This window comes from Micromonospora sp. NPDC047730 (genome assembly GCF_043204765.1).
Taxonomy (GTDB): Bacteria; Actinomycetota; Actinomycetes; order Mycobacteriales; family Micromonosporaceae; genus Micromonospora.
Genome location: NZ_JBIDCU010000001.1, coordinates 123,138 through 145,898, shown reverse-complemented (window position 1 = coordinate 145,898; position 22,761 = coordinate 123,138). Strand labels below are relative to the sequence as shown.

The 22,761-nt window shown below is 71.7% G+C and carries 20 protein-coding genes; 4 read left to right on the top strand and 16 right to left on the bottom strand.

The features are described from left to right. The first annotated feature begins 31 nt into the window (after window positions 1-31). Window positions 32-2,158, top strand: a complete 2,127-nt coding sequence (locus tag ACGF5G_RS00640; RefSeq protein WP_393257510.1) for a PhoX family protein — start codon at window positions 32-34, stop codon at window positions 2,156-2,158. A 146-nt stretch (window positions 2,159-2,304) separates the two neighbouring features. On the opposite strand, the gene ACGF5G_RS00635 is transcribed toward ACGF5G_RS00640, so the two are convergent. Further along, complete coding sequence (locus ACGF5G_RS00635) at window positions 2,305-3,087, bottom strand: IclR family transcriptional regulator C-terminal domain-containing protein (RefSeq protein WP_350701854.1); 783 nt, start codon at window positions 3,085-3,087, stop codon at window positions 2,305-2,307. Window positions 3,088-3,241: 154 nt separating this feature from the next. On the opposite strand from ACGF5G_RS00635, the gene ACGF5G_RS00630 reads away from it, so the two are divergent. Genes ACGF5G_RS00630 through ACGF5G_RS00620 form a run of 3 tightly spaced genes read left to right on the top strand, consistent with a single transcriptional unit; the run spans window position 3,242 to window position 5,302 of the window. Then, the gene (locus ACGF5G_RS00630) at window positions 3,242-4,423 is read left to right on the top strand and encodes an MFS transporter (RefSeq protein ID WP_393257507.1); all 1,182 of its coding nucleotides are present in this window, start codon (window positions 3,242-3,244) and stop codon (window positions 4,421-4,423) included. A 46-nt stretch (window positions 4,424-4,469) separates the two neighbouring features. Next, entirely contained in the window at window positions 4,470-4,829 is a 360-nt protein-coding gene (locus ACGF5G_RS00625; protein ID WP_357452455.1) for a DUF6915 family protein, read from the top strand. Next, window positions 4,826-5,302: a hypothetical protein gene (locus tag ACGF5G_RS00620; RefSeq protein ID WP_393257504.1), complete on the top strand. Its 477-nt coding sequence runs from the start codon at window positions 4,826-4,828 to the stop codon at window positions 5,300-5,302. The genes ACGF5G_RS00625 and ACGF5G_RS00620 overlap by 4 nt, the downstream gene beginning before the upstream one ends. 46 nt (window positions 5,303-5,348) lie before the next feature. Here the strand turns inward: ACGF5G_RS00620 and ACGF5G_RS00615 are convergent, their stop codons facing one another. The 15 genes from ACGF5G_RS00615 to ACGF5G_RS00545 all read right to left on the bottom strand — a co-directional run bounded on the left by ACGF5G_RS00615 (window position 5,349) and on the right by ACGF5G_RS00545 (window position 22,761). Continuing rightward, window positions 5,349-6,434 carry a polyprenyl synthetase family protein gene (locus ACGF5G_RS00615; protein WP_393257502.1) on the bottom strand — a complete coding sequence of 362 codons (1,086 nt, stop codon included), beginning with the start codon at window positions 6,432-6,434 and terminating at the stop codon, window positions 5,349-5,351. A 90-nt stretch (window positions 6,435-6,524) separates the two neighbouring features. Next, the gene (gene nuoN / locus ACGF5G_RS00610; protein ID WP_393257500.1) at window positions 6,525-8,078 is read right to left on the bottom strand and encodes an NADH-quinone oxidoreductase subunit NuoN; all 1,554 of its coding nucleotides are present in this window, start codon (window positions 8,076-8,078) and stop codon (window positions 6,525-6,527) included. Then, a complete protein-coding gene (locus ACGF5G_RS00605; protein ID WP_357702044.1) occupies window positions 8,075-9,610 on the bottom strand; it encodes an NADH-quinone oxidoreductase subunit M in 1,536 nt (511 codons plus the stop codon). Before ACGF5G_RS00605 ends, nuoN begins: the two co-directional genes overlap by 4 nt. Before the next feature lie 64 nt (window positions 9,611-9,674). Beyond that, on the bottom strand, window positions 9,675-11,633 hold the full coding sequence (gene nuoL, locus ACGF5G_RS00600; protein WP_393257497.1) for an NADH-quinone oxidoreductase subunit L: 1,959 nt from the start codon (window positions 11,631-11,633) through the stop codon (window positions 9,675-9,677). An 11-nt stretch (window positions 11,634-11,644) separates the two neighbouring features. After that, entirely contained in the window at window positions 11,645-11,944 is a 300-nt protein-coding gene (nuoK, locus tag ACGF5G_RS00595) for an NADH-quinone oxidoreductase subunit NuoK (RefSeq protein ID WP_393257495.1), read from the bottom strand. Window positions 11,945-11,999: 55 nt separating this feature from the next. Next, a complete protein-coding gene (locus ACGF5G_RS00590; protein ID WP_393257493.1) occupies window positions 12,000-12,770 on the bottom strand; it encodes an NADH-quinone oxidoreductase subunit J in 771 nt (256 codons plus the stop codon). Further along, window positions 12,767-13,408 (bottom strand): NADH-quinone oxidoreductase subunit NuoI, encoded by a 642-nt coding sequence (nuoI, locus tag ACGF5G_RS00585; RefSeq protein WP_393257491.1) that lies wholly within the window; start codon window positions 13,406-13,408, stop codon window positions 12,767-12,769. Before nuoI ends, ACGF5G_RS00590 begins: the two co-directional genes overlap by 4 nt. Before the next feature lies 1 nt (window position 13,409). Next, window positions 13,410-14,765, bottom strand: coding sequence for an NADH-quinone oxidoreductase subunit NuoH (gene nuoH / locus ACGF5G_RS00580; RefSeq protein ID WP_393257489.1), 1,356 nt, complete (start codon window positions 14,763-14,765; stop codon window positions 13,410-13,412). Then, window positions 14,762-17,272, bottom strand: a complete 2,511-nt coding sequence (locus ACGF5G_RS00575) for an NADH-quinone oxidoreductase subunit G (protein WP_393257486.1) — start codon at window positions 17,270-17,272, stop codon at window positions 14,762-14,764. Before ACGF5G_RS00575 ends, nuoH begins: the two co-directional genes overlap by 4 nt. Continuing rightward, the gene (nuoF, locus tag ACGF5G_RS00570) at window positions 17,272-18,588 is read right to left on the bottom strand and encodes an NADH-quinone oxidoreductase subunit NuoF (RefSeq protein ID WP_393257484.1); all 1,317 of its coding nucleotides are present in this window, start codon (window positions 18,586-18,588) and stop codon (window positions 17,272-17,274) included. Before nuoF ends, ACGF5G_RS00575 begins: the two co-directional genes overlap by 1 nt. Next, window positions 18,585-19,598: an NADH-quinone oxidoreductase subunit NuoE gene (nuoE, locus tag ACGF5G_RS00565; RefSeq protein ID WP_393257482.1), complete on the bottom strand. Its 1,014-nt coding sequence runs from the start codon at window positions 19,596-19,598 to the stop codon at window positions 18,585-18,587. The genes nuoF and nuoE overlap by 4 nt, the downstream gene beginning before the upstream one ends. 52 nt (window positions 19,599-19,650) lie before the next feature. Beyond that, window positions 19,651-20,976, bottom strand: coding sequence for an NADH-quinone oxidoreductase subunit D (locus ACGF5G_RS00560; protein ID WP_393257480.1), 1,326 nt, complete (start codon window positions 20,974-20,976; stop codon window positions 19,651-19,653). Further along, window positions 20,973-21,710, bottom strand: a complete 738-nt coding sequence (locus ACGF5G_RS00555; protein ID WP_393257478.1) for an NADH-quinone oxidoreductase subunit C — start codon at window positions 21,708-21,710, stop codon at window positions 20,973-20,975. Before ACGF5G_RS00555 ends, ACGF5G_RS00560 begins: the two co-directional genes overlap by 4 nt. Then, window positions 21,707-22,381 (bottom strand): NuoB/complex I 20 kDa subunit family protein, encoded by a 675-nt coding sequence (locus ACGF5G_RS00550; RefSeq protein WP_393257476.1) that lies wholly within the window; start codon window positions 22,379-22,381, stop codon window positions 21,707-21,709. Before ACGF5G_RS00550 ends, ACGF5G_RS00555 begins: the two co-directional genes overlap by 4 nt. A 14-nt stretch (window positions 22,382-22,395) precedes the next feature. Next, window positions 22,396-22,761, bottom strand: a complete 366-nt coding sequence (locus tag ACGF5G_RS00545; protein ID WP_393257474.1) for an NADH-quinone oxidoreductase subunit A — start codon at window positions 22,759-22,761, stop codon at window positions 22,396-22,398.

The window sequence follows — 22,761 nt, the reverse complement described above, 5'->3', positions numbered from 1 at the left end:
GTGCACCGACCCCCTCCAGGAGGCTCCTTCCATGAGCGACCGTCCCCGGCTGCTCCCGTTGCTGGGCGCCACCCGCCACGGCAGCCGCGACGCCATGACCTGTCTGTACCGGTGCGGCAACGCCTGCGACCATCCGGTGCCGAACACCTCCGACAACGCGTACTTCGGTGACGTGGTGGGCGCGGAGGTCTCCCGGCGCGGCGTGGTCCGGGCCGGCGCGGTCGGCGCGCTGGTCCTCGGCTTCGGCGGCGCGGCGGCCGGCGCGCTGGCCGGCGCCGCCCCCGCCGCGGCGGCCCCCGCCACCCCCGTGGTGCCCGAGGCCGCCGGCTTCGGCCGCCCCTCCGGCGGCGTCGGCAGCGGCGCGCTGACCTTCAAGCCGGTCCCGCCGAACACCCTGGACACCTTCGTCGTCCCCAACGGGTACGACCACGCGGTCGTCATCCGCTGGGGCGACCCGGTCGTCCCGGGCGCGCCCGAGTTCGACCTGCACGGCCAGACCGCCGCCGCGCAGGCCAAGCAGTTCGGCTACAACAACGACTTCGTCGGGGTGCTGCCGCTGGACGGGCGCGGGCAGCGGGCGCTGCTCGTGGTCAACCACGAATACACCAACGAGGACCTGATGTTCCCCGGCTTCACCGGGCAGGACGCGCTGACCGTGGAGCAGCTCCGGGTCGCGATGGCCGCGCACGGCATGTCCGTGGTGGAGCTGGAGCGGGTCGAGGGCACCGGGCAGTGGCGGCCGGTCACCAAGGGCCGGCGGCCGTACAACCGGCGGATCACGGCGCTGGCCACGAAGTTCGAGCTGACCGGGCCGGCCGCCGGTTCGGCCCCCCTGAGGACCGCCGCCGACCCGAAGGGCCGCACGGTCGTCGGCACCCTCAACAACTGCGCCGGCGGGGTGACCCCGTGGGGCACGGTGCTCTCCGGCGAGGAGAACTTCAACCAGTACTTCGTCGGCGGCGACGGCGCGCCGGAGGCGGACAAGCCGAAGCTGGCCCGCTACGGCATCACCACCACCGCCCGTTACCCGAGCGGCAGCCGCAAGTGGGAGCGCGCCGACGAGCGGTTCGACCTGGCCAAGCACCCGAACGAGGCCAACCGGCACGGCTGGATCGTGGAGATCGACCCGTTCGACCCGGAGAGCCGCCCGCGTAAGCACACCGCGCTGGGCCGGTTCAAGCACGAGGGCGCGAACGTCATCGTCGCCGCCAGCGGGCACGTGGTCGCGTACATGGGTGACGACGAGCGGTTCGACTACCTCTACAAGTTCGTCTCCGACAAGAAGTTCATGAAGGGCAACTCCTGGGTCGCCCGCAGGCACAACCTGACCCTGCTGGAGTCCGGCACCCTCTACGTCGCCCAGCTGGAGCAGACCAGCGCTGGCGAGATCGACGGTTCCGGCAAGCTCCCCGCCGACGGCGCGTTCAACGGCCGGGGTCGCTGGATCAAGCTGGTCAGCGGCAACCGCTCGTACGTCGACGGGATGACCGCCGCCGACGTGCTGACCTTCACCCGGCTCGCCGGCGACAAGGTCGGGGCGACCAAGATGGACCGCCCGGAGGACGTCGAGCCGAGCCTGCTCACCGGCAAGGTGTACGTGGCGCTGACCAACAACACCGACCGGGGCAAGGCCGGCAAGCCGGCCGCCGACGAGGCCAACCCTCGCAACCTGAACAAGCACGGTCAGGTGCTGGAGCTGGTCGAGGACCGTGGCGACAACTCCGCCGAGACGTTCGCCTGGTCGCTGCCGATCGTCTGCGGTGACCCGGCCGACCCGTCGACGTACTTCGGCGGGTACGACAAGGCGGCGGTCTCCCCGATCTCCTGCCCGGACAACGTGGCGTTCGACGCCACCGGGAACCTCTGGATCTCCACCGACGGCAACGCGCTGGGCAGCAACGACGGCCTCTTCGCGACCGCCGTCGAGGGACCGGAGCGGGGCCACCTGAAGCAGTTCCTGACCGTGCCGGTGGGCGCGGAGGCCTGCGGCCCGTTCATCACCGGGGACAACCGCTCGGTCTTCGTGGCCGTGCAGCACCCGGGCGAGATCAGCGGCGCGTCGGTGGAGAAGCCGGCCTCGAACTGGCCGGACGGCGACTACGCCAAGCCCGGCGTGGTGGTGACCTGGCGTCTCGACGGCGGGCCGGTCGGCAGCTGACTCCTCTTCGGGCGGTCCGGCGCTGGACCGCCACCGTGGGCCCTCTCCCAGCCGGGGTGGGGGCCCACGGCCGTTTCCGGGCACGGCGCGCCCGTCGCGGCGGGGCCGGGTCGGGAACGGCCGCTGCGGCGGTGCCCGCCGGCCGGTCAGCTCTCCGACGCCAGGCCGTCGGCGATGGCCCGGGCGGCGGTGAGCAGCTTCGCCCGGACCACCCGGGCGGAGGTCATCATCTCGCTGGCCGGCAGGGCGCAGGCGAGCACCACCCGGCGTTCCATGTCCTTGTCGGGGCTGACCAGCACCGCGGCGCACGCCACCCCCTGCCGGAACTGCCCCAGCTCCAACTGCATGCCGCGCCGGTCGCCGGCGGCCAGGTCGGCCTCGAACGCCTCGGTGCTGGTCAGGGTGGCGGAGGTGAACGGGCGCATGCCGTACTCGCGCAGGTAACGGAAGCGCTGCTCGGCGGTCAGCGTGGCGAGCAGGGCCTTGCCCAGGGCGGTCGCGTGCGCCCCCTCGTCGAACCCGGGCACCAGGTCCTCCAGGTAGGGCGAGCGGGGGCCCTCGGCGACCGCCGTAACGGCCACCTGACCGCCCACGAACCGGCCCAGGTAGTGGCTGTAGCCCGTGTCCACGGCGGCCCGGCGCAGGCTCTCCCCGACCGCCGGCGGCCCCCGGAACGCCGTCACCAGCTCGCGGTAACGGTCGGCCACCTCCAGGCCCACGATGTACGTGCCGTCCTCGCGCCGGATCACGTAGCCCTCGTAGGCCAGGGTGCGGACCAGGTGGTAGGTCGTCGCCACGGTCAGCTCACACCGCCGGGCGATCTGCTTGACGGTCAGCCCCTTCGGGGCGCGACCGACCGACTCGAGCACTCGTAGCGCGCGGGACACGCTCCGGATGAGATCCGAAGGTTCCGCCAAGGGGTCGCGCACAACCACCTCCGCCGCCGGGGACTTACACCATATGAAATACAGGCCCGGTGCGAAATGCCTGTTCGGGTGGAGGATGCCAGATCGTCGCGAACAGCACGTACCCGCACCGGCACAGTGCGTGACCCGAGGCGACCTCGCGTAGGTTTGCCGCACCATGACCCGCCCCGCGCTCCACCCCGCCCCGGACGTCGCACCGCCCCGCCCCGCCAGGGCCGCCGCCGGTGCCGTCGCCGTCACCATCGCCTCCGTCCTGCCGGTCTTCCTGGTCGGCGGGCTCGCCGTGCAGTTGGGCGACGACCTCGGCTTCTCCCCCGCCGGGCTGGGCCTGGCCGTCTCCGTCTACTTCGGGGTCGGCGCGCTGGCGTCGGTGCCCTCCGGGAGGCTCGTCGACCGGTACGGGCCGGCCGTGGTGGCCCGCTGCGCCATCCTGCTCTCCGCCGGGGCGATGCTCGCCGTCGCCGCCCTCGCCCGGTCGTACGCCGTGCTGGTGGGGCTGCTGGCGCTCAGCGCCGCCGCCAACGCCCTCGGCCAGCTCGCCAGCAACGCCGCGCTGGCCCGGCACGTGCCGGCGCGGCGGCAGGGGCTGTCGTTCGGGGTAAAGCAGGCCGCCATCCCCGTCTCCACCCTGCTGGCCGGCGCGGCGGTGCCGACGGTCGCGCTGACCGCCGGCTGGCGGTGGGCGTTCGTGGTGGCCGCCGGGGCGGCCCTGGCGGCGCTGCCCGCCGTGCCCGCACGGGAGCCGCGTGCGGGCCGGACGGCCGCGCCCGCCCGCGCCGGCCGCGCCACGGCGGCCCTGCTGGTGGTCGGGGCCGCCGCGATGCTCGCCGCGGCGGCCGCGAACGCGCTGGGCACCTTTGTGGTGGACTCCGCCGTCGACCGGGGGCTCACCCCCGGCCTGGCCGGGCTGACGCTGACCCTCGGCAGCGCGGTCTGCGTCACCGCGCGGGTCTGCGCGGGCTGGCTGGCGGACCGCCGCCCCGCCGGGCACGTGGCCGTCATCGCCGGCATGCTCGTGGTCGGCGCGGCCGGGCTGGGCCTGCTCGCCGTCGCCGGCCCGGCGCCGCTGGTCCTCGGCGTGGTGCTCGGCTTCGGCCTGGGCTGGGCGTGGCCGGGGCTGATGACGTTCGCGGTGGTCCGGCTGCACCCGCAGGCCCCGGCCGCCGCCACCTCGATCACCCAGACCGGGGTGTACGCGGGCGGCTGCCTCGGCCCGCTGGGCCTCGGCGGGCTGGCCGCCCACGCCGGCTACCCCGCGATGTGGCTCACCGCCGGGGCGGCCATGCTGGCCGCCGCCGCCCTGATGCTCACCGGCAGCCGGCTGCTCACCCGCCACTGAGCGGGCCGGGCCGATCCTGTCGGTGCCGACGGCTAGTTTGTCGATCATGAATTCGTGGCACCACGCGCAGTCGGCGGCGCGCAAGTGGGGCGGCACCCCGGAGGACTACCTGCCGATCGAGGAGTTCATCGACTCCTCCAAACAGATCATCGGGGACGTCCGGCACCGCGCGATGTACCACCACACCGCCGGCATCTACCTCTGCCAGCGGATCTTCGGCGACACCCTGCAGGTCGGCCGCAAGCGCGTCCCGGTCCGCCTGATCGCCGAACGACACGTGCTGGAGGACCTGGGCTGGCTGCCCAGCCCCGCCGACTACCTCGACGGGATGCCGATCCGTCCCTGGATGTCCGGCGCCCAACGCAAGGACCTGCCCCTCTCCACCCTGCTCGGAGGCGACCAGTGAGTCACGTCAGTTTCCTCGGCATCCCGGTCGAGGGTGAGATCACCCAGGGCCACCGGGTCCCGCAGCGGCCCCTGGAGGAACTGCGACCGCTCCTGCGCGCCCTGCTCGACGACGAGGCCATCACGGAGTTCGGCTGGCGGCAGTACACGCCCTACTTCAACGACGGCGAGCCGTGCGTCTTCGGCGTACAGGACGTGTGGGTACGCACCACCGCCGACGGGCCGCAGGCCAACCCGGACGACCTCTGCGTGGGCGAGTACGCCGACCGGCACCCGACCCTGGGCGGTTGGGCCTCCTCGAGACGGGAAACGTACCGAGGGCACGACGAGGCCCGCTACCTGCGGGCGGACGCCTTCGCCGAGGCCCTCGAGGCGGGCGGCTTCGACGACGTGCTCCTGGAGACGTTCGGCGACCACGCCGACGTGACCGTCCGCCGGGAGGGGATCCAGGTCCAGTACTACGAGCACGACTGACCGGCCGCACCGGGCCGCCCCTGCTGCGGGGCGGCCGGGACGGGCGTCAGCTCGTGCGGTCGGCGATGTAGTCGCAGAGGGACTCCAGGGCGCGGCGGGCCGGGCCCTCCGGGAGCGGCGCGAGCTGCTCCCGGGCCTCCTCGGCGTAGCTGCGGACCGTCTCCCGGGCCCGCTTGAGCGCCGGGCTCTCGCGGAGCAGGCCGAGCGCCTCGGCGTGCAGGTCGTCGTCGGTCAGCGGGCCGGTGGCCAGGATCTCCCGCAGCCGCACCGAGGCGGCGTCGGCGTCGTCCGAGGCGAGCGCGTAGAGCACCGGCAGGGTCGGCACGCCCTCACGCAGGTCGGTGCCGGGCGTCTTGCCCGACTCCACCGACTCCGAGGCGATGTCGAGCAGGTCGTCGGAGAGCTGGAAGGCCACCCCGATGGTCTCGCCGTAGCCGGCCAGCGCCTCGGTGTGCTCCGGGGCGGCGCCGCCGAACATGCCGCCGAAGCGGGCCGAGGTGGCGATCAGCGAGCCGGTCTTCCCCGCGATCACGTCCAGGTAGTGGGCCACCGGGTCGTCGCCGGGGCGGGGGCCGACGGTCTCGGCGATCTGGCCGTGCACCAGCCGGGCGAAGGTGCGCGCCTGGAGGCGTACGGCCTCGATGCCCAGGTCGGCCGCGATGTCGGCGGCGCGGGCGAAGAGGTAGTCGCCGACGAGGATGGCGACCGAGTTGGTCCACCGGGAGTTGGCGCTGGGCGCGCCCCGGCGCACGGCGGCCTCGTCCATCACGTCGTCGTGGTAGAGCGTCGCCAGGTGGGTGAGCTCCATCACCACCGCGGCCGGCACGACCTGGGCGCTGGTCGGGTCGCCGAACTGCGCGCCCAACGCCACCAGCAGCGGGCGGAACCGCTTGCCGCCCGCCTCCACGAGGTGCCGGGCGGCCTCGGTGACGAACGGGTCGGCACTGGCCACACTGGCGCGCAACTCGACCTCGACGCCCTCCAGCAGGCCCAGCACGGACGCCTCGACGCGGGGATCGGCGAGATAGAGGCCGAGCGCGCCGAACTGACTCGTGCTCACCCTGGTCCGACGGCCGCCGGACCCGATGGCACTTGAACGCTCGCCAGCCGGATTCACCACGCCTTCAACCATGCCACACCCCTCCGACCTGCCCTGGACGGGGGATACGGCGCGGGGGCCGGCACGCCGTGGCGTACCGGCCCCCGCGGGCCCGAGCGTCGGTCATCTGACAAATTCGGCGGCGCCGGTGGCCAGGTCGAGCAGCGGCGCCGGGGCCACGCCGAGGACCAGGGTGGCGATCACGCCGATCATCAGCGCGGCCGAGGTCAGCCCGCCCGGCACGGCGACGGTCGGCGTCGACTCGCCCGGCTCGGAGAGCCACATCATCACCACGACCCGCAGGTACGGGAACGCCAGCACCATGCTGGTCAGCACGCCGGCGATCACCAGCCACGCCTGCCCGCCGTCGAGCGCCGGCCCGAAGACCGCGAACTTGCTCGTGAAGCCGCTGGTCAGCGGGATGCCGGCGAAGGCGAGCAGGATGAAGGTGAAGACGCCGGCGTAGAACGGCGAACGCCGCCCCAGCCCGGCCCAGCGGGACAGGTGGGTGGCCTCCCCGTCGGCGTCGCGCACCAGGGTCACCACGGCGAACGCGGCGAGCACCGAGAAGCCGTACGCGACCAGGTAGAACATCGTCCCGGAGACCCCGTCGGCGCTGGGCGCCAGCACGCCCACCAGCAGGTAGCCGGCGTTGGCGATCGAGGAGTATGCCAGCAGCCGCTTGATGTCGGTCTGGGTGACCGCAAGCACCGCGCCGATCAGCATCGTCAGCACCGCCACCGCGCCGAGGACCGGGGTGAAGTTCCACCGGGCGCCGTCGAAGGCGACGTGGAACACCCGCAGCAGGGCGCCGAACGCGGCGACCTTGGTGCAGGCGGCCATGAAGCCGGTGATCGGGGTCGGCGCGCCCTGGTAGACGTCCGGCGTCCAGACGTGGAACGGGGCGGCCGCGGCCTTGAAGAGCAGACCGATGGCGAGCAGCGCCATGCCGGCGAAGAGCAGCACCGGGCTGGCCGGGGAGTTCGCCACGGCCGCGTGGACGGTGGCGAAGTCGACGCCCGCCTGCCGGCCCGGGACGCCCGCGGTGAAGCCGTACACCAGGGCCACGCCGAACAGGAAGAAGGCCGAGGCGTACGCGCCGAGCATGAAGTACTTCAGCGCGGCCTCCTGGCTCAGCAGCCGCCGGCGGCGGGCCAGCGCGCAGAGCAGGTACAGCGGCAGCGAGAAGACCTCGAGCGCGATGAACATGGTCAGCAGGTCGTTCGCCGCCACGAAGATCAGCATGCCGCCGATCGCGAACGTGGTCAGCGGGTAGACCTCGGTGAGGCCGTTCTTGCCCTCGGCCTGCCGCCGGTCGTCGGCGGACTCGGCGGTGACCGCGGCCTGGGCGACGAACGCCCCGCCCCGCTCCACCGAGCGCTCGCCGATGAGCAGCAGCGCCATCGCGGCGAGGACGAGGATCGCGCCCTGGAGGAAGAGCGTCGGCCCGTCGACCGCGATCGCCCCGCCGATGGTGATCGACCGCTCGTCCGCCGCCAGCACCACCATGGTCAGCGCGGCGAGCACCGCCAGCAGGGCCAACGAGAGCTGCACCACGTGCCGGAGCCGGCGGGGTACGAACGCCTCGACCAGCACGCCGAGCAGCGCGGCACCCAGCATGATCAGGGTCGGCGCGAGCGCCGCGTAGTCGATCGACGGCAGTTTCAGCTCATTCACTTTGCCGCCTCCTGGACGGTGCCGCCCGAGGTCGGGGCGGGGTCGGTCCTGCCGATGTCCTGCATGGTCGCCTGCACGGCCGGGTTGATCACGTCGGTCACCGGCTTCGGGTAGAAGCCGAGCAGCACGATCAGCACGATCAGCGGGGCGACTACGAACTTCTCGCGCAGGTTGAGGTCCCGCCGCATGCCGTCGACCTCGGTCAGCGCCGGATTGAGCGTGCCCTGCGTGGTGCGCTGCACCATCCACAGCACGTACGCGGCGGCCAGGATGATGCCGAGCGTGGCGATCACCGCGACCGGCTTGTTCACCGTGAACGTGCCGATCAGCACCAGGAACTCGGAGACGAACGGCGCGGTGCCGGGCAGCGCGAGCGAGGCCAGACCGGCGAAGAAGAGCACCCCGGCCAGGATCGGCACCAGCTTGCCGGCGCCGCCGAAGTCGCTGATCAGCGCCGAGCCGCGCCGGGCGATGAGCATGCCCACCACCAGGAAGAGCAGGCCGGTGGCCAGCCCGTGGTTGACCATGTAGAGCACCGCGCCGGTGCCCGCCTGGGTGGTGAAGGCGAAGATGCCCACCCCGATGAAACCGAAGTGCGCGATCGACGTGTACGACACCAGCCGCTTGAGGTCGTTCTGGCCCACCGCCAGCAGCGCGGCGTAGATGATGCCGATCAGGCCCAGCGCCAGCGCCCACGGGGCGAACCACTTGGCCGCGTCCGGGAACAGCGGCAGGCAGTAGCGCAGGATGCCGAACGTGCCGACCTTGTCGAGCACGCCGACGAGCAGCGCCGCCGCGCCGGCCGGGGCCGCGCCACCGGCGTCCGGCAGCCAGGTGTGGAACGGGAAGAACGGCGCCTTGATCGCGAACGCGAGGAAGAAGCCGAGGAACAGCCAGCGCTCCGTGCCGGTGGAGATGTCCACCTGGGACAGCGCCTGCCAGTCGAAGGTCTTCCCGCCGACCACCCAGAGGCCGATCACCGCGGCGAGCATGAACAGACCGCCGACGAGCGAGTAGAGGAAGAACTTCACCGCCGCGTACTGCCGCTGGTGGCCGCCGTAGCTGCCGATGAGGAAGTACATCGGCACCAGCATGACCTCGAAGAACACGTAGAACAGGAAGACGTCGGCGGCGGCGAAGACGCCGATCATCGTGCACTCGAGGACGAGCAGCAGCGCGAAGTAGACCGGCACCGACCGCTTCGACGACTCGGCGTCGTGCCAGGACGCCAGGATCACCAGCGGCACCAGCACCGCGATCAGCATCAGCATCACCAGCGCGATGCCGTCGGCGGCGAAGGTGAAGCTGACGCCCCAGTTCGGGATCCACGGGTACGACTCGCGGAACTGGAAACGGTCACCACCGACCTGGAAGGTCACCCACATGACCACCGACAGCGCCAGCACCAGCAGCGACCAGCCGAGCGCCACCTGCTTGGCCAGTTCCGGCCGGCTGCGCGGCAGGAAGGCCACCACCAGGGCACCGACCAGCGGCGCCACGGTGAGCACCGAGAGGAACGGGAAGTCGGACATTATGCGGCCTTACCTCCGTCGTCACTGCGCGGTCCGCCGACGACGGCCGCCTGGAAGAGGTCGATCACGCCAGCCACCCCGCCTCGACGGCCAGGAACGCCGCCACCACCAGCAGCGCGCCGGCCAGGATCGAGGTGGCGTACGACCGGACGAAGCCCGTCTGGAGCCGCCGGAGCCGGCCCGAGCCGCCACCGATCCCCGCCGCGAGGCCGTTGACCAGCCCGTCGACGCCCCGGTTGTCCAGGTAGACCAGCGCCCGGGTGAGGAAGATGCCCGGCTTCTCGAAGACCGCCTCGTTGAACGCGTCGGTGTAGAGGTTGCGCCGGGCGGCGGTGACCAGCACCCCGGCCGGCTGCGGCGCGGTGGCCGTGCCGCCCCGGAAGAGGAACCAGGCGAGCCCGGCACCGAGCACGGTGACCAGGATCGACAGGATCGTGACCACGGCGTGCGAGAGCACCGGGTGGTGCTCGGCCTCCTGGCCGCCCAGCCCGGCGGTGGCGGTCAGCCAGTCCGGTACCGAGGTGGAGAGCAGGTAGCCGGCCCCGACGGAGCCGATCGCCAGCAGGACCAGCGGGACGGTCATCAGCTTCGGCGACTCGTGCGGGTGCTCGATGTCCTCCGTCCAGCGCTTCGGGCCGTGGAAGGTGAGCACGAAGAGCCGGGTCATGTAGAACGCGGTCAGCCCGGCGCCGAGCAGGGCCGCGCCGCCGAAGAGCCAGGCGGTCCAGTCCTCCCGCTCGAACGCGGCCACGATGATCGGCTCCTTCGAGAAGTAGCCGGACAGCGGCGGGATGCCGATGATGGCGAGCCAGCCCATCATGAACGTCAGCCAGGTGACCTTCATGTGCTTCGACAGCGCCCCGAACCGCCGGATGTCCACCTGGTCGTTCATGCCGTGCATGACCGAACCGGCGCCGAGGAACATGTTGGCCTTGAAGAAGCCGTGCGCCAGCAGGTGGATGATGGCCAGCGCGTAGGCGCCCCCACCGAGGCCGACACCGACGAACATGTAGCCGATCTGGCTCACCGTCGACCAGGCCAGCACCCGCTTGATGTCGTCCTTGGCCGCGCCGATGACGCAGCCGATCAGCAGGGTCAGCGCGCCGACGCTCACCACCACGAGCTGGAGGGTGGAGTTGGCCGAGAAGATCGGGTTGGAGCGGGCGATCAGGTAGACGCCGGCCGTGACCATGGTGGCGGCGTGGATGAGCGCCGACACCGGGGTCGGACCCTCCATCGCGTCCGGCAGCCATGCCTGGAGCGGGAACTGACCGGACTTGCCGGTCGCGCCGAGCAGCAGCAGCAGGCCGAGCACCAGCACCGTGGTCGCGGTCAGCGAGCCGACGCCGTTGAAGACCTCGTCGTACTGGGTGGTGCCGAGGGTGGCGAACATGATGAAGATGCCGATCGCCAGGCCGGCGTCGCCGACCCGGTTCATCAGGAACGCCTTCTTGCCGGCCGTGGCGGCGCTCGGCCGCTCGTACCAGAAGGAGATCAGCAGGTACGACGCCAGACCGACGCCCTCCCAGCCGAAGTAGAGCATCACGTAGTTGTTGCCGAGCACCAGCAGGAGCATGGCGGCGACGAACAGGTTGAAGTACCCGAAGAACCGCCGGCGCCCCGCGTCGTGCGCCATGTACTCGACCGCGTAGAGGTGGATCAGGAAACCCACCCCGGTGATCAGCAGCACGAAGACGGCGGCCAGCGGGTCGAAGAGCAGGCCGAAGTCCACCCGCAGGTCGCCGACGGTGATGAAGTCCCACAGGCTCAGCTCGACCGACTTGTTCTCCAGGCCACGCAGCTGGAAGAAGTAGGTCAGGCCCAGCACGAACGCGGCGCCGATGGCGGCCACCCCGAGCCAGTGCCCCCAGCGGTCCGCCCGCCGGCCGAGCAGCAGCAGGATCGCCGCGCTGACCAGCGGGATCGCCACCAGCAGCCAGACGCTGCCCAGCAGCCCGTCCGCCGTCGCGTACGCGACGGTGCCCGCCGGCTCAGCCGGGGCGTTCGTCAGAATCGTTCCCACCGCAGGACCCCTCAGTACTTCAGCAGGTTGGCGTCGTCGACGCTCGCGGAGCGCCGGGTCCGGAAGATCGCCATGATGATGGCGAGCCCGATCACGACCTCGGCCGCCGCCACCACCATCACGAAGAACGCCATGATCTGGCCGTTGAGGTCACCGTTGATCCGGCTGAAGGTGACCAGCGTCAGGTTGGCCGCGTTGAGCATCAGCTCGACGCACATGAACAGCACGATCGCGTTGCGCCGGATGAGCACACCGACCGCGCCGATGGTGAACAGCACCGCGGCCAGCACCAGGTAGTAGTCGGGTGTCATCGCTGCGTCAGCCTTTCGTTCGCGACTGCGGGGCTCGCAAGCTCACTCCTCGCGCTCACCGGTCCGTCCCCTTCAGCGAGGTCTCCCGGTCGGTGAGCTCGCGCACCGGCAGGATGTCGGGGGTGCTCACCTCGGTCAGCCGGCCGTCCGGCAGGCGGGCCGGGGTGGCCACCGAGGACGAGGTCGCGTAGACGCCCGGGCCGGGCTTCGGACCCGGGTAGTTGCCCGGCGCGAAGCGTGCCCGCATGGTCGTCGGCTGGTCGACCTTGTCCTGCTTGCGCCGCTCGATGTGCGCCAGCACCATCGCGCCGACCGCGGCGGTGATGAGCAGCGCCGAGGTGAGCTCGAAGGCGAAGACGTACTTGGTGAACAGCAGCCGGGCGATGCCCTGCACGTTGCCCTCGGCGTTGGCCTGCTCCAGTCCGACGGCCGTGGTGCCCTCCAGGGCGCGCCAGAGCCCGCCGCCGACGAGGCCGGCGAAGCCGAGCCCGAGCACCACCGCCGCGACCCGCTGGCCGCGGAGCGTCTCGATCAGCGAGTCCGAGGCGTCCCGGCCCACCAGCATCAGCACGAACAGGAAGAGCATCATGATCGCGCCGGTGTAGACGATGATCTGCACCATGCCGATGAAGGGCCCAGCCTGGAGCACGTAGAACACGCCCAGGCAGAGCATGGTCAGCACCAGCCAGAGCGCCGAGTGCACGGCGTTGCGCGCCGCGACCATGCCGATCGCGCCGATCAGCGCCAGCGGGGCCAGGATCCAGAACGTGACCTGTTCCCCGCCGGAGACCCCGCCCGCCGCGGCGAGCACCGTCTGCGTGGTCATGCTCCGTCCCCCTTGCCGGCCGCGGCCCGCTGGGCGTGCTGCTCGGCGCCGGGGAAGGTCACACCGGGGTGCTCCTCCACCTGGTACCGGCCCGGGTTGTTGGCCGAGTGCTCCGCGCCGGCCGAGGTGCCCGGGTTGGTCAGCGCGCCGACGTAGTAGTCCTTCTCGCTGTCGCCCAGCCGCATCGGGTGCGGCGGCTGCTCCATGCCCGGCAGCAGCGGCGCGAGCAACTGCTCCTTCGTGAAGATCAGGTCCTGCCGGCTGTCCCGGGCCAGCTCGTACTCGTTGCTCATCGTCAGCGAACGGGTCGGGCAGGCCTCGATGCAGAGCCCGCAGAAGATGCACCGGGCGTAGTTGATCTGGTAGACGCTGGCGTACCGCTCACCCGGCGAGAAGCGCTGCTCGTCGGTGTTGTCGCCACCCTCGACGTAGATCGCGTCCGCCGGGCAGGCCCAGGCGCACAGCTCGCACCCGATGCACTTCTCCAGCCCGTCCGGGTGCCGGTTCAGGATGTGCCGCCCGTGGTAGCGCGGCGCCGAGACCGGCGGCTTGAACGGGTAGTCGGTCGTGACGACCTTCTTGAACATGTGCGAGAAGGTGACACCGAAGCCCTTGAACGTTCCGGTGATCGCGCCCACGTCACACCTCCCTGGAGTCCGAGCCGGCGGCGATGTTGGCCGGCTCCCGCTCGGCGACCACGCGCCTGGTGCGCGGGCTCGGTGGTACCTGCAGGTCCATCGGGGGCAGCGGGAAGCTCCCGTGCGGCCGGTTGTCGACCTGTTCCTGGACGGTCGGCTTCGGCTGCGGCTTCCGGCTCGGCCACAGCAGCGTGGCGAGCAGCAGGATGCCGGCGGGGATGCCGACCGCGATCAGCTTGCTGCGCGAGTCCCAGTCCTCGATCGAGCGCAGGCCGGCCAGGACCAGGATCCAGACCAGGTTGATCGGGAGCAGCACCTTCCAGCCGAAGCGCATGAACTGGTCGTAGCGCAGCCGGGGCAGCGTGCCCCGCAGCCAGACGAAGACGAAGACCAGCAGGACGACCTTGGCGAAGAACCAGAGCATCGGCCACCAGCCGGAGTTGGCGCCGGCCCAGATGGTGGTGATCGGCGCCGGGGCCCGCCAGCCGCCCAGGAAGAGCGTCGTGGTGACCGCGGACATGGTGACCATCGAGACGTACTCGCTGAGCATGAAGAGCGCGAACTTCAGCGAGCTGTATTCCGTCATGAAGCCCGCGACCAGCTCGGACTCCGCCTCGGGCAGGTCGAACGGCGCGCGGTTGGTCTCGCCGACCGTGGCGATGAAGAAGATGATGAAGCTGGGCAGCAGCAGGATCGCGTACCAGCCGGGGGCCGGGACCTCGACGCCCGCGATGCTCAGCCGGGTGCCGTCCGCCTGGGCGGCGACGATCCCGCTGGTGGACATCGTGCCGGCGGTCATGAACACCGCCACGATGCTCAGGCCCATCGCGACCTCGTACGAGATCATCTGGGCGGTGGAGCGCAGGCCGCCCAGCAGCGGGTAGGTCGAGCCGGAGGCCCAGCCGCCGAGCACGATGCCGTAGATGCCCATCGACGAGCAGGCCAGCAGCACCAGCACCGCCACCGGCACGTCGGTGACCTGCAGCGGCGTCCAGTGGCCGAAGATGCTCACCATCGGGCCGAACGGCACCACCGACAGCGCGGTGACCGCGCAGATCACCGAGATGGTCGGGGCGAAGAAGTAGACGACCTTGTCGGCCGCCTTCGGCAGGATGTCCTCCTTGAAGGCCATCTTCAGGCCGTCGGCGAGGGTCTGCAGCAGGCCGAACGGGCCGACCTGGTTGGGGCCGGGCCGCACGGCCATGCGGCCCACGACCCGCCGCTCGAACCAGACGCCGAGCAGGGTGGCGAGCAGACCGAAGACGAAGGCGAAGACGACCTTGCCGAGGACCAGCCACCAGGGGTCCCGGCCGAAGTCGGCCAGCGTCGGATCCTGGGCCAGGTAGACCGCGTTCACTGGATTGCACCCCCTGCGTTGAGGAGCGGGCCCGGACGGCCGGCCGCGTCCGCGGCGACCTCTCCGGCCTCCGGCGCCGACCCGGTCGGGGCGGGAGCGGAGATCCGGACGACCGCGCCGGACGTCGCGCCGAGGCTGCGCCGCACGGTCGAGCCGGGCGAGTTGGTCGGCAGCCAGACGACGCCGTCCGGCATCTCGGTGATCGCCGCCGGCAGGGTCAGCGCCCCCCGGTCGGTGCCCACCGTCACCGGGTCACCGTCGGCGACGCCGAGCGCCTCCGCGGTGCCCTTGCCCAGCCGGACCACCGGCGGGCGGGCGGTGCCCGCGAGGTACTCGTCGCCGTCGGTGAGGCTGCCCAGGTCGACCAGCTGGTGCCAGGTGGCGAGCACGGCCTCGCCGGCGCCCGGCTGCGGCACCGCGGCCGGCTCCACCGCCGGGGCGGCGGGCCGGCCGGTGCGGGTGCGCGGCAGCGCGCCCAGCTCGCGGCGGACGCTGAGCACGTCGCCGGTGCCGAGCTGCACGTCGAGCTGCGCGGCGAGCGCGTCCAGCACCCGGCCGTCGGTCATCGCGGCGGTCCGCAGCACCGCCTCGAAGGTGCGCAGCCGGCCCTCCCAGTCCAGGAAGCTGCCGGCCTTCTCGGCCACCGGGGCCACCGGGAGGACCACGTCGGCCCGGCGGGCCACCGCGCTCATCCGCTGCTCCAGGCTGACCAGGAACGGCACCGCGTCGAGGGCCGCCTCGGCCAGCCGCGGGTCGGCCAGGTCGGCCGGGTCGACCCCGGCCACCACCAGCGCGCCGAGCTGGCCGCCGGCGGCGGCGGCGAGGATGCCGTCGGTGTCCCGGCCGGCCTGGCTCGGGATCACCCCGGCCGCGATGTCCCACGCCTCGCCCAGCTCGGCCCGGGCGGCGGGCTCGGTGACCAGGCGGCCGCCGGGGAGCAGGTTGGGCAGGCAGCCCGTGTCGACCGCGCCGCGGTCACCCGCGCGCCGCGGCACCCAGGCCAGCTTCGCGCCGGTACGCCGGGCGACGTCGGCCGCCGCGGAGAGGCCGCCCGGCACGCTCGCCAGCCGCTCGCCGACGATCAGGATCGCGCCCTCGGCGCTCAGCGCCTCGGCGACCGTGGCGTGCTCGGCGAGCACGGTCGCCTCCTCGCCCGGCACCACCCGGGCCAGCTTGGCGCCGAGCTTCTCCAGGCCGCGGGTGGCGAACGGCGCGATCGCGTACACCGTCAGCTTCTTCTTGAGGTACGCCTTGCGCAGCCGCAGGAAGAGGATCGGGCACTCCTCCTCCGGCTCCAGCCCGACCAGCACCACGGCCGGTGCGTTCTCCACGTCGGCGTACGTGACGTCCGTGACCCCGGCGACCGAGCTGGCCAGGAAGTCGGTCTCCTCGCGGGAGACCGGCCGGGCCCGGAAGTCGATGTCGTTGGTGTTCAGGGCGACCCGGGCGAACTTCGCGTACGCGTAGGCGTCCTCGACGGTCAGCCGGCCGCCGGTCAGCACCGCCGTGCCCTGGCCGTCCCGCGCCGCGCGCAGCCCCTCGGCGGCGACGGCCAGCGCCTCGCTCCACGACGCCTCGCGCAGCTCGCCGGTGCGCTCGTCGCGGACCAGCGGGGTGGTGAGCCGGTCGAAGGCGCGGGTGTACTGGAAGCCCCACCGCCCCTTGTCGCAGTTCCACTCCTCGTTGACCTGCGGGTCGTCGCCGGCCAGCCGGCGCAGCACCTTGCCCCGCCGCCAGTCGGTGCGCTGGGCGCAGCCGGCCGAGCAGTGCTCGCAGACGCTCGGGGTGGAGACCAGGTCGAACGGGCGGGCCCGGAACCGGTACTGCGTGCCGGTCAGCGCGCCGACCGGGCAGATCTGCACCGTGTTACCGGAGAAGTACGAGTTGAAGGGCACGTCACCGGCGTCGCCCTCCTCGCCGTACTCCTCGTCCCGGTAGATGTTGATCTCCTCGGCGGACGACCGGCCCATCAGGTCGATGAACTTGTCGCCGGCGATCTCCTCCGAGAACCGGGTGCAGCGCTGGCAGAGCACGCAGCGCTCGCGGTCGAGCAGCACCTGGGTGCTGATCGGCAGCGGCTTCGGGTACTCCCGCTTGTGCTCGTGGAACCGCGAGTCGGCGCGGCCGGTCGACATCGCCTGGTTCTGCAGCGGGCACTCGCCGCCCTTGTCGCACATTGGGCAGTCGAGCGGGTGGTTGAGCAGCAGCAGCTCCATGACCCCCTCCTGCGCCTTCTTGGCGACCGGGGAGGTGAGCTGCGTGCGTACGACCATGCCGTCGGCGACGGTCTGGGTGCAGGAGGCGACCGGCTTGCGCTGCCCCTCCACCTCGACCAGGCACTGCCGGCACGCGCCGGCCGGGGCCAGCAGCGGGTGGTCGCAGAACCGGGGGATCTCGGTGCCCAACTGCTCGGCGACCCGGATCAGCAGCGCCCCCTTCGGGGCGGTGACCTCGACGCCGTCGATGGTGAGGGTGACGGTCTCGGTCTGCTTGACGACGTCAGTCATTAGTGCGCTCCCACCAGCTGCTTGTCCGACAGCTTCGGCGCGGTACGTCCCTCGATGTAGTCGAGGTAGTCCTGCTTGAAGTACTTCAGCGACGAGGTCACCGAGCTGGTCGCACCGTCACCCAGGCCGCAGAACGAGCGGCCGAGGATGTTGTCGCAGGTGTCGAGCAGGGTGTCCAGGTCCTCGTGGGTGCCCTGGCCGGCGAGGATCCGCCGGTAGACCCGGACCATCCAGTAGTTGCCCTCGCGGCACGGGGTGCACTTGCCGCACGACTCGTGGTGGTAGAACTCCAGCCACCGGTAGGTCGCGTAGACCGGGCAGTCCTGGTCGGAGAAGATCTGGGTGGCCGTGGTGCCGAGGATCGAACCGGCCGCCGCCACCCCCTCGAAGTCCAGCGGCACGTCCAGGTGCTCGGCGGTGAGCAGCGGCGTCGACGAGCCGCCCGGCGTCCAGAACCTCAGGTTGTGGCCGGGCTGCATGCCGCCGGCCAGCTCGATCAGTTCCCGGAGGGTGACGCCCATGGTGCACTCGAACTGGCCGGGGTTGGCGATCCGGCCGGAGAGCGAGTAGATCATCGGGCCGGAGGACTTCTCCGTGCCCATGGTCTTCCACCAGTCCGCGCCGCCCAGCACGATGTACGGCACGCTCGCGATGGTGCCGACGTTGTTGACGACGGTCGGGCTCGCGTACAGGCCGTGGGTCGCCGGGAACGGCGGGCGCAGCCGGGGCTGGCCCCGGAAGCCCTCCAGCGAGTCCAGCAGCGCGGTCTCCTCGCCGCAGATGTACGCCCCGGCGCCCGAGTGCACCACCAGGTCCAGGTCGAAGCCGCTGCCCTGGATGTTCCGGCCGAGGTAGCCCCGGCCGTACGCCTCCTGCACGGCGTTGCGCAGCCGGCGCGCGGCGTGCACCGCCTCGCCGCGGATGTAGATGTAGGCGCGGTTGGCCCGGATCGCGTACGACGCGATGATCACGCCCTCGACGAGCGAGTGCGGGTCGTGCGTCATCAGCGGCAGGTCCTTGCAGGTGCCCGGCTCGCCCTCGTCGGCGTTGACCACGAGGTAGTGCGGCTTGCCGTCGCCCTGCGGGATGAACCCCCACTTGAGACCGGTCGGGAAGCCGGCGCCGCCGCGACCGCGCAGCCCGGAGTCCTTGACCAGCTGGATGAGGTCGTCCGGGTGGGCCTTGAGCGCCTTGCGCAGGGCCGCGTAGCCGTCGAGCTTCTCGTAGGTGCCGATCCGCCACGCGTCCGGCGACAGCCAGCGCTTGCTGAGCACCGGCGTCAGCTTGGCCAGGGTCTCCGGCCGGGGAGTGGTCACTTCTGGACCCCCGTCTCGCTCGCGCGGGCGGAGCCCGCGCCACCGGCGCCGGCCCCCGCCTCGGCTTCCTTGAGGTTGCGCTCCTGCGCCCCGGCCTCGTCGCCGGCGGGCTTGCGGTCGCCGGCCGGCGCGTTGGCCGCGGCCCCGGCGGCCTCCGCCGCCTGGGCGTCGCGGGGCGCCGGCGGCACGCTGTCGGCGGGGACCCTGGTGCCGGGGGCTGGCTCGCCGGCGGGCCCGGCGCCGTTGCCACTCGCGGCCTGGGCGGGAGCCGGCTTCGCGGTGGCCTCGCTCCTGGCCTTCGCCTCGGCGGCGGCCTTGTCGGCCTCGGCCTTGCTGCGGATCGGGGTGTTCGGGTCGAAGCCCGGCACCGAGATGCCGTGCTGCTGCGCCAGCCGCAGCCCGCGCAGGGTGGGCTCTCCCGGCCCGCCGTCGGCCACCGCGCCCTCGCGCTCGTCGGCGAAGCCGGCGAGCTGCACCGCCATCTCCTTGAGCGTGCAGAGCCGGGCGCCCCGGGTCGGCATCGGCCGGCCCCCGGCGCGCAGCTCGTCGACCACGCCGAGCGCGGTCTGCGGGTCCACTCCGTCGAAGAAGTCGTAGTTGACGGTCATCACCGGCCCGTAGTCGCAGGCCGCCAGGCACTCGGCGTGCTCCAGGGTGATCTTCCCGTCGGTGGTGGTCTCGTCGTGCCCCACGCCGAGGTGCTCGGCGAGGGTGTCGTAGACCTCCTGGCCGCCGAGCACGTTGCACATGGTGTTGGTGCAGACGCTCACCAGGTAGTCGCCGGTCGGCCGGCGCTTGTACATGGTGTAGAAGGTGGCCACCGCGCCGACCTGGGCCTTGTTCAGGCCCAGCACCTCGGCGCAGAACTCCACGCCGGCCGGCGAGACGTAACCCTCCTCGGCCTGCACCAGGTGCAGCAGCGGCAGCAGCGCCGACCGGGACCGGTCGGCCGGGTACCGGGCGATGATCTCTCGGGCCCGTTCGCGGGTCTCGTCACTGAAAGTCGTCATCAGAGTCGCCTTCCGTTCGCGACTGCGGGGCTCGCAAGCTCACTCCTCGCGCTCACCTGTCACACCCACCCATCACGGGGTCCAGCGAGGCGCCGCCGGCGATCACGTCGGCGATCAGGCCGCCCTCGGCCATCGCCGGGAGAGCCTGGAGGTTGACGAAGCTCGGTTCGCGGTAGTGCACCCGGTACGGCCGGGTGCCGCCGTCGGAGACGGCGTGTACGCCCAACTCGCCGCGCGGCGACTCGATGCCGACGTAGACCTGGCCCGGCGGCACCCGGAAACCCTCGGTGACGAGCTTGAAGTGGTGGATCAGCGACTCCATCGACTGACCCATGATCTTCGCGACGTGCTCCAGCGAGTTGCCCATGCCGTCGACGCCGATGGCGAGCTGTGCCGGCCAGGCGATCTTCTTGTCGGCCACCATCACCGGGCCCGGCCTGAGGCGGTCCAGTGCCTGCTCGACGAGCTTGAGCGACTCCCGGATCTCGGCGAGCCGGACCAGGTAGCGGCCCCACACGTCGCCGTCGGTGTGCGTCGGCACGTCGAACTCGTACGTCTCGTAGCCGCAGTACGGCATCGTCTTCCGCAGGTCCCAGGCGAGGCCGGCGGAGCGCAGCACCGGGCCGGTCACGCCGAGCGCGAGGCAGCCGGTCACGTCGAGCACCGCGACGTTCTTCGTCCGCTCGAGCCAGATCGGCTGCCCGGAGAGGAGGTCCTCGTACTCCTTGAGCCGCTTCGGCAGCAGCTTCAGGAACTCGCGGATCTTCACGATCGCCTCGTCCGGCACGTCCTGGGCCACGCCGCCCGGCCGGACGTACGCGTGGTTCATCCGCAGGCCGGTGATGATCTCGAAGATCTCCAGGATGTACTCACGCTCGCGGAAGCCGTAGAGCATCATGTTGATCGCGCCCAGTTCCATGGCGGTGGTGGCCACCCAGACCAGGTGCGAGGAGATCCGGTTCAGCTCCATCATGAGGACCCGGATGGTGGTCGCCCGCTCGGTGACCTGCTCCTCGATCCCGAGCAGCTTCTCCACCGCCAGCGCGTACGCCGTCTCGTTGAACAGCGGGGAGAGGTAGTCCATCCGGGTCACGAAGGTGCTGCCCTGGACCCAGTTGCGGTATTCGAGGTTCTTCTCGATGCCGGTGTGCAGGTAGCCGACGACCGAGCGGGCCTCGCGGACCGTCTCGCCCTCCAGCTCCAGGATCAGCCGGAGCACGCCGTGCGTCGACGGGTGCTGCGGGCCCATGTTGACGACGATCCGCTCGTCGTTGATGGGGTCGGTGCCCGACACGACGCTGTCCCAGTCGCCACCGGTGACGGTGAAGACCTTGCCCTCGGTGGTGTCGCGCTCGGTGGCGTAGTTCGACGTGGTCACTGGTACGACCTCCGCTGGTCCGGCGGTGGAATTTCAGCGCCCTTGTACTCGACGGGCACGCCGCCGAGCGGGTAGTCCTTGCGCTGCGGGAAGCCCTCCCAGTCGTCCGGCATGAGGATCCGGGTCAGGCTGGGGTGGCCGTCGAAGACGACGCCGAACATGTCGTACGTCTCGCGCTCCTGCCAGTCCGCCGTCGGGTAGACCGAGGTGACGCTCGGCAGGTGCGGGTCCTCGGCGGAGACCGCGGCCTCCAGCCGCACGCGGCGGCGGTAGGTCATCGAGGTGAGCTGGTAGACGACGTGCAGCCGGCGCGAGTCGGCGCCCAGGTAGTCCACACCGGACACCGAGGAGCACAGCTCGAAGCGGAGCGCCAGGTCGTCCCGCATCACCTGGCAGACCTCGGCGATCCGCTCGGGGCGTACGTGCAGGGTCAACTCGCCCCGGTCGACCACGACCTTCTCGATGGCGTCGCCGAAGGCCGGGTACGCCTCCTCCAGCGCGTCGCGGACCTCGTCGAAGTAGCTCCCGTACGGCCGGGGGGCGTCCTCGATGGTCCGGCGCTGCCGGACCAGGCCGCCGAAGCCGGAGACGTCGCCGGAGCCCTGGTTGCCGAACATGCCCCGGCCCGCCGGGCTGGCCGGCGGGTGCTCGGCCGGGGCCCCGCTGCTGGCGCCGGCCGGCGTCACCGGCACCGGCACGCCGCCGTCGTTCGCCTTGTGGTTAGGTGCGGTCACTTGACGCCCCCGTGCTGCAGGTGGTTCTGGGCCTTCATCCAGTTCTCGATCCGCAGCTGCTCCTCGCGGCCCTCGCGGACCGCCTTGGTCCACTCGGCCCGCCGGGCCTTGTCGCTGCGGTACGACGACGGCATCGAGCCGTACGGGACGACCGGGACGTCACCGCGCTCCTTGCGCGCCTCGAGCATCTTGCGGCCGTTCGGGCCGAGCGGCTCGTACATGATCTTCTCGCGCAGCTTGAGGACCGCGTCGATGAGCATCTCGGGCCGGGGCGGGCAGCCGGGGAGGTACATGTCCACCGGGACGACGTGGTCGACGCCCTGCACGATGGCGTAGTTGTTGAACATGCCGCCGCTGCTGGCGCAGACGCCCATCGAGATGACCCAGCGGGGCTCCGCCATCTGGTCGTAGATCTGGCGCAGCACCGGGGCCATCTTCTGGCTCACCCGGCCGGCCACGATCATCAGGTCGGCCTGGCGGGGCGAGGCCCGGAAGACCTCCATGCCCCAGCGACCCATGTCGTAGTGCGGGCCACCGGCGGCCATCATCTCGATCGCGCAGCAGGCCAGGCCGAAGGTGGCGCCCCAGACCGACGACTTCCGCGACCAGTTGACGAGCTTCTCCACCGAGGTGAGCAGGACACCTGCGGGGAGCTTCTCCTCGATACCCATCTGAGGTTCCTCCCTCAGTCCCAGTCCAGGCCGCCACGCCGCCAGACATAGGCGTACGCGACGAAGACCGCGACGATGAACAGGACCATCTCCACGAAGCCGAAGATCGGCAGGACGTCGAACGAGACCGCCCAGGGGTAGAGGAAGATGATCTCGATGTCGAAGACGATGAAGAGCATCGCCGTCAGGTAGAACTTGATCGGGAACCGGCCGCCACCGACCGGCTGCGGGCTGGGCTCGATGCCGCACTCGTACGCCTCGAGCTTGGCTTTGTTGTAACGCCGGGGACCGGCGAAGCGGGCGGCGCCCACGGAGAACAGCGCGAACCCCGCGGCGAGGGCGAACAGCCCGATGATCGGTGCGTAAGGCGAGAGCGACAT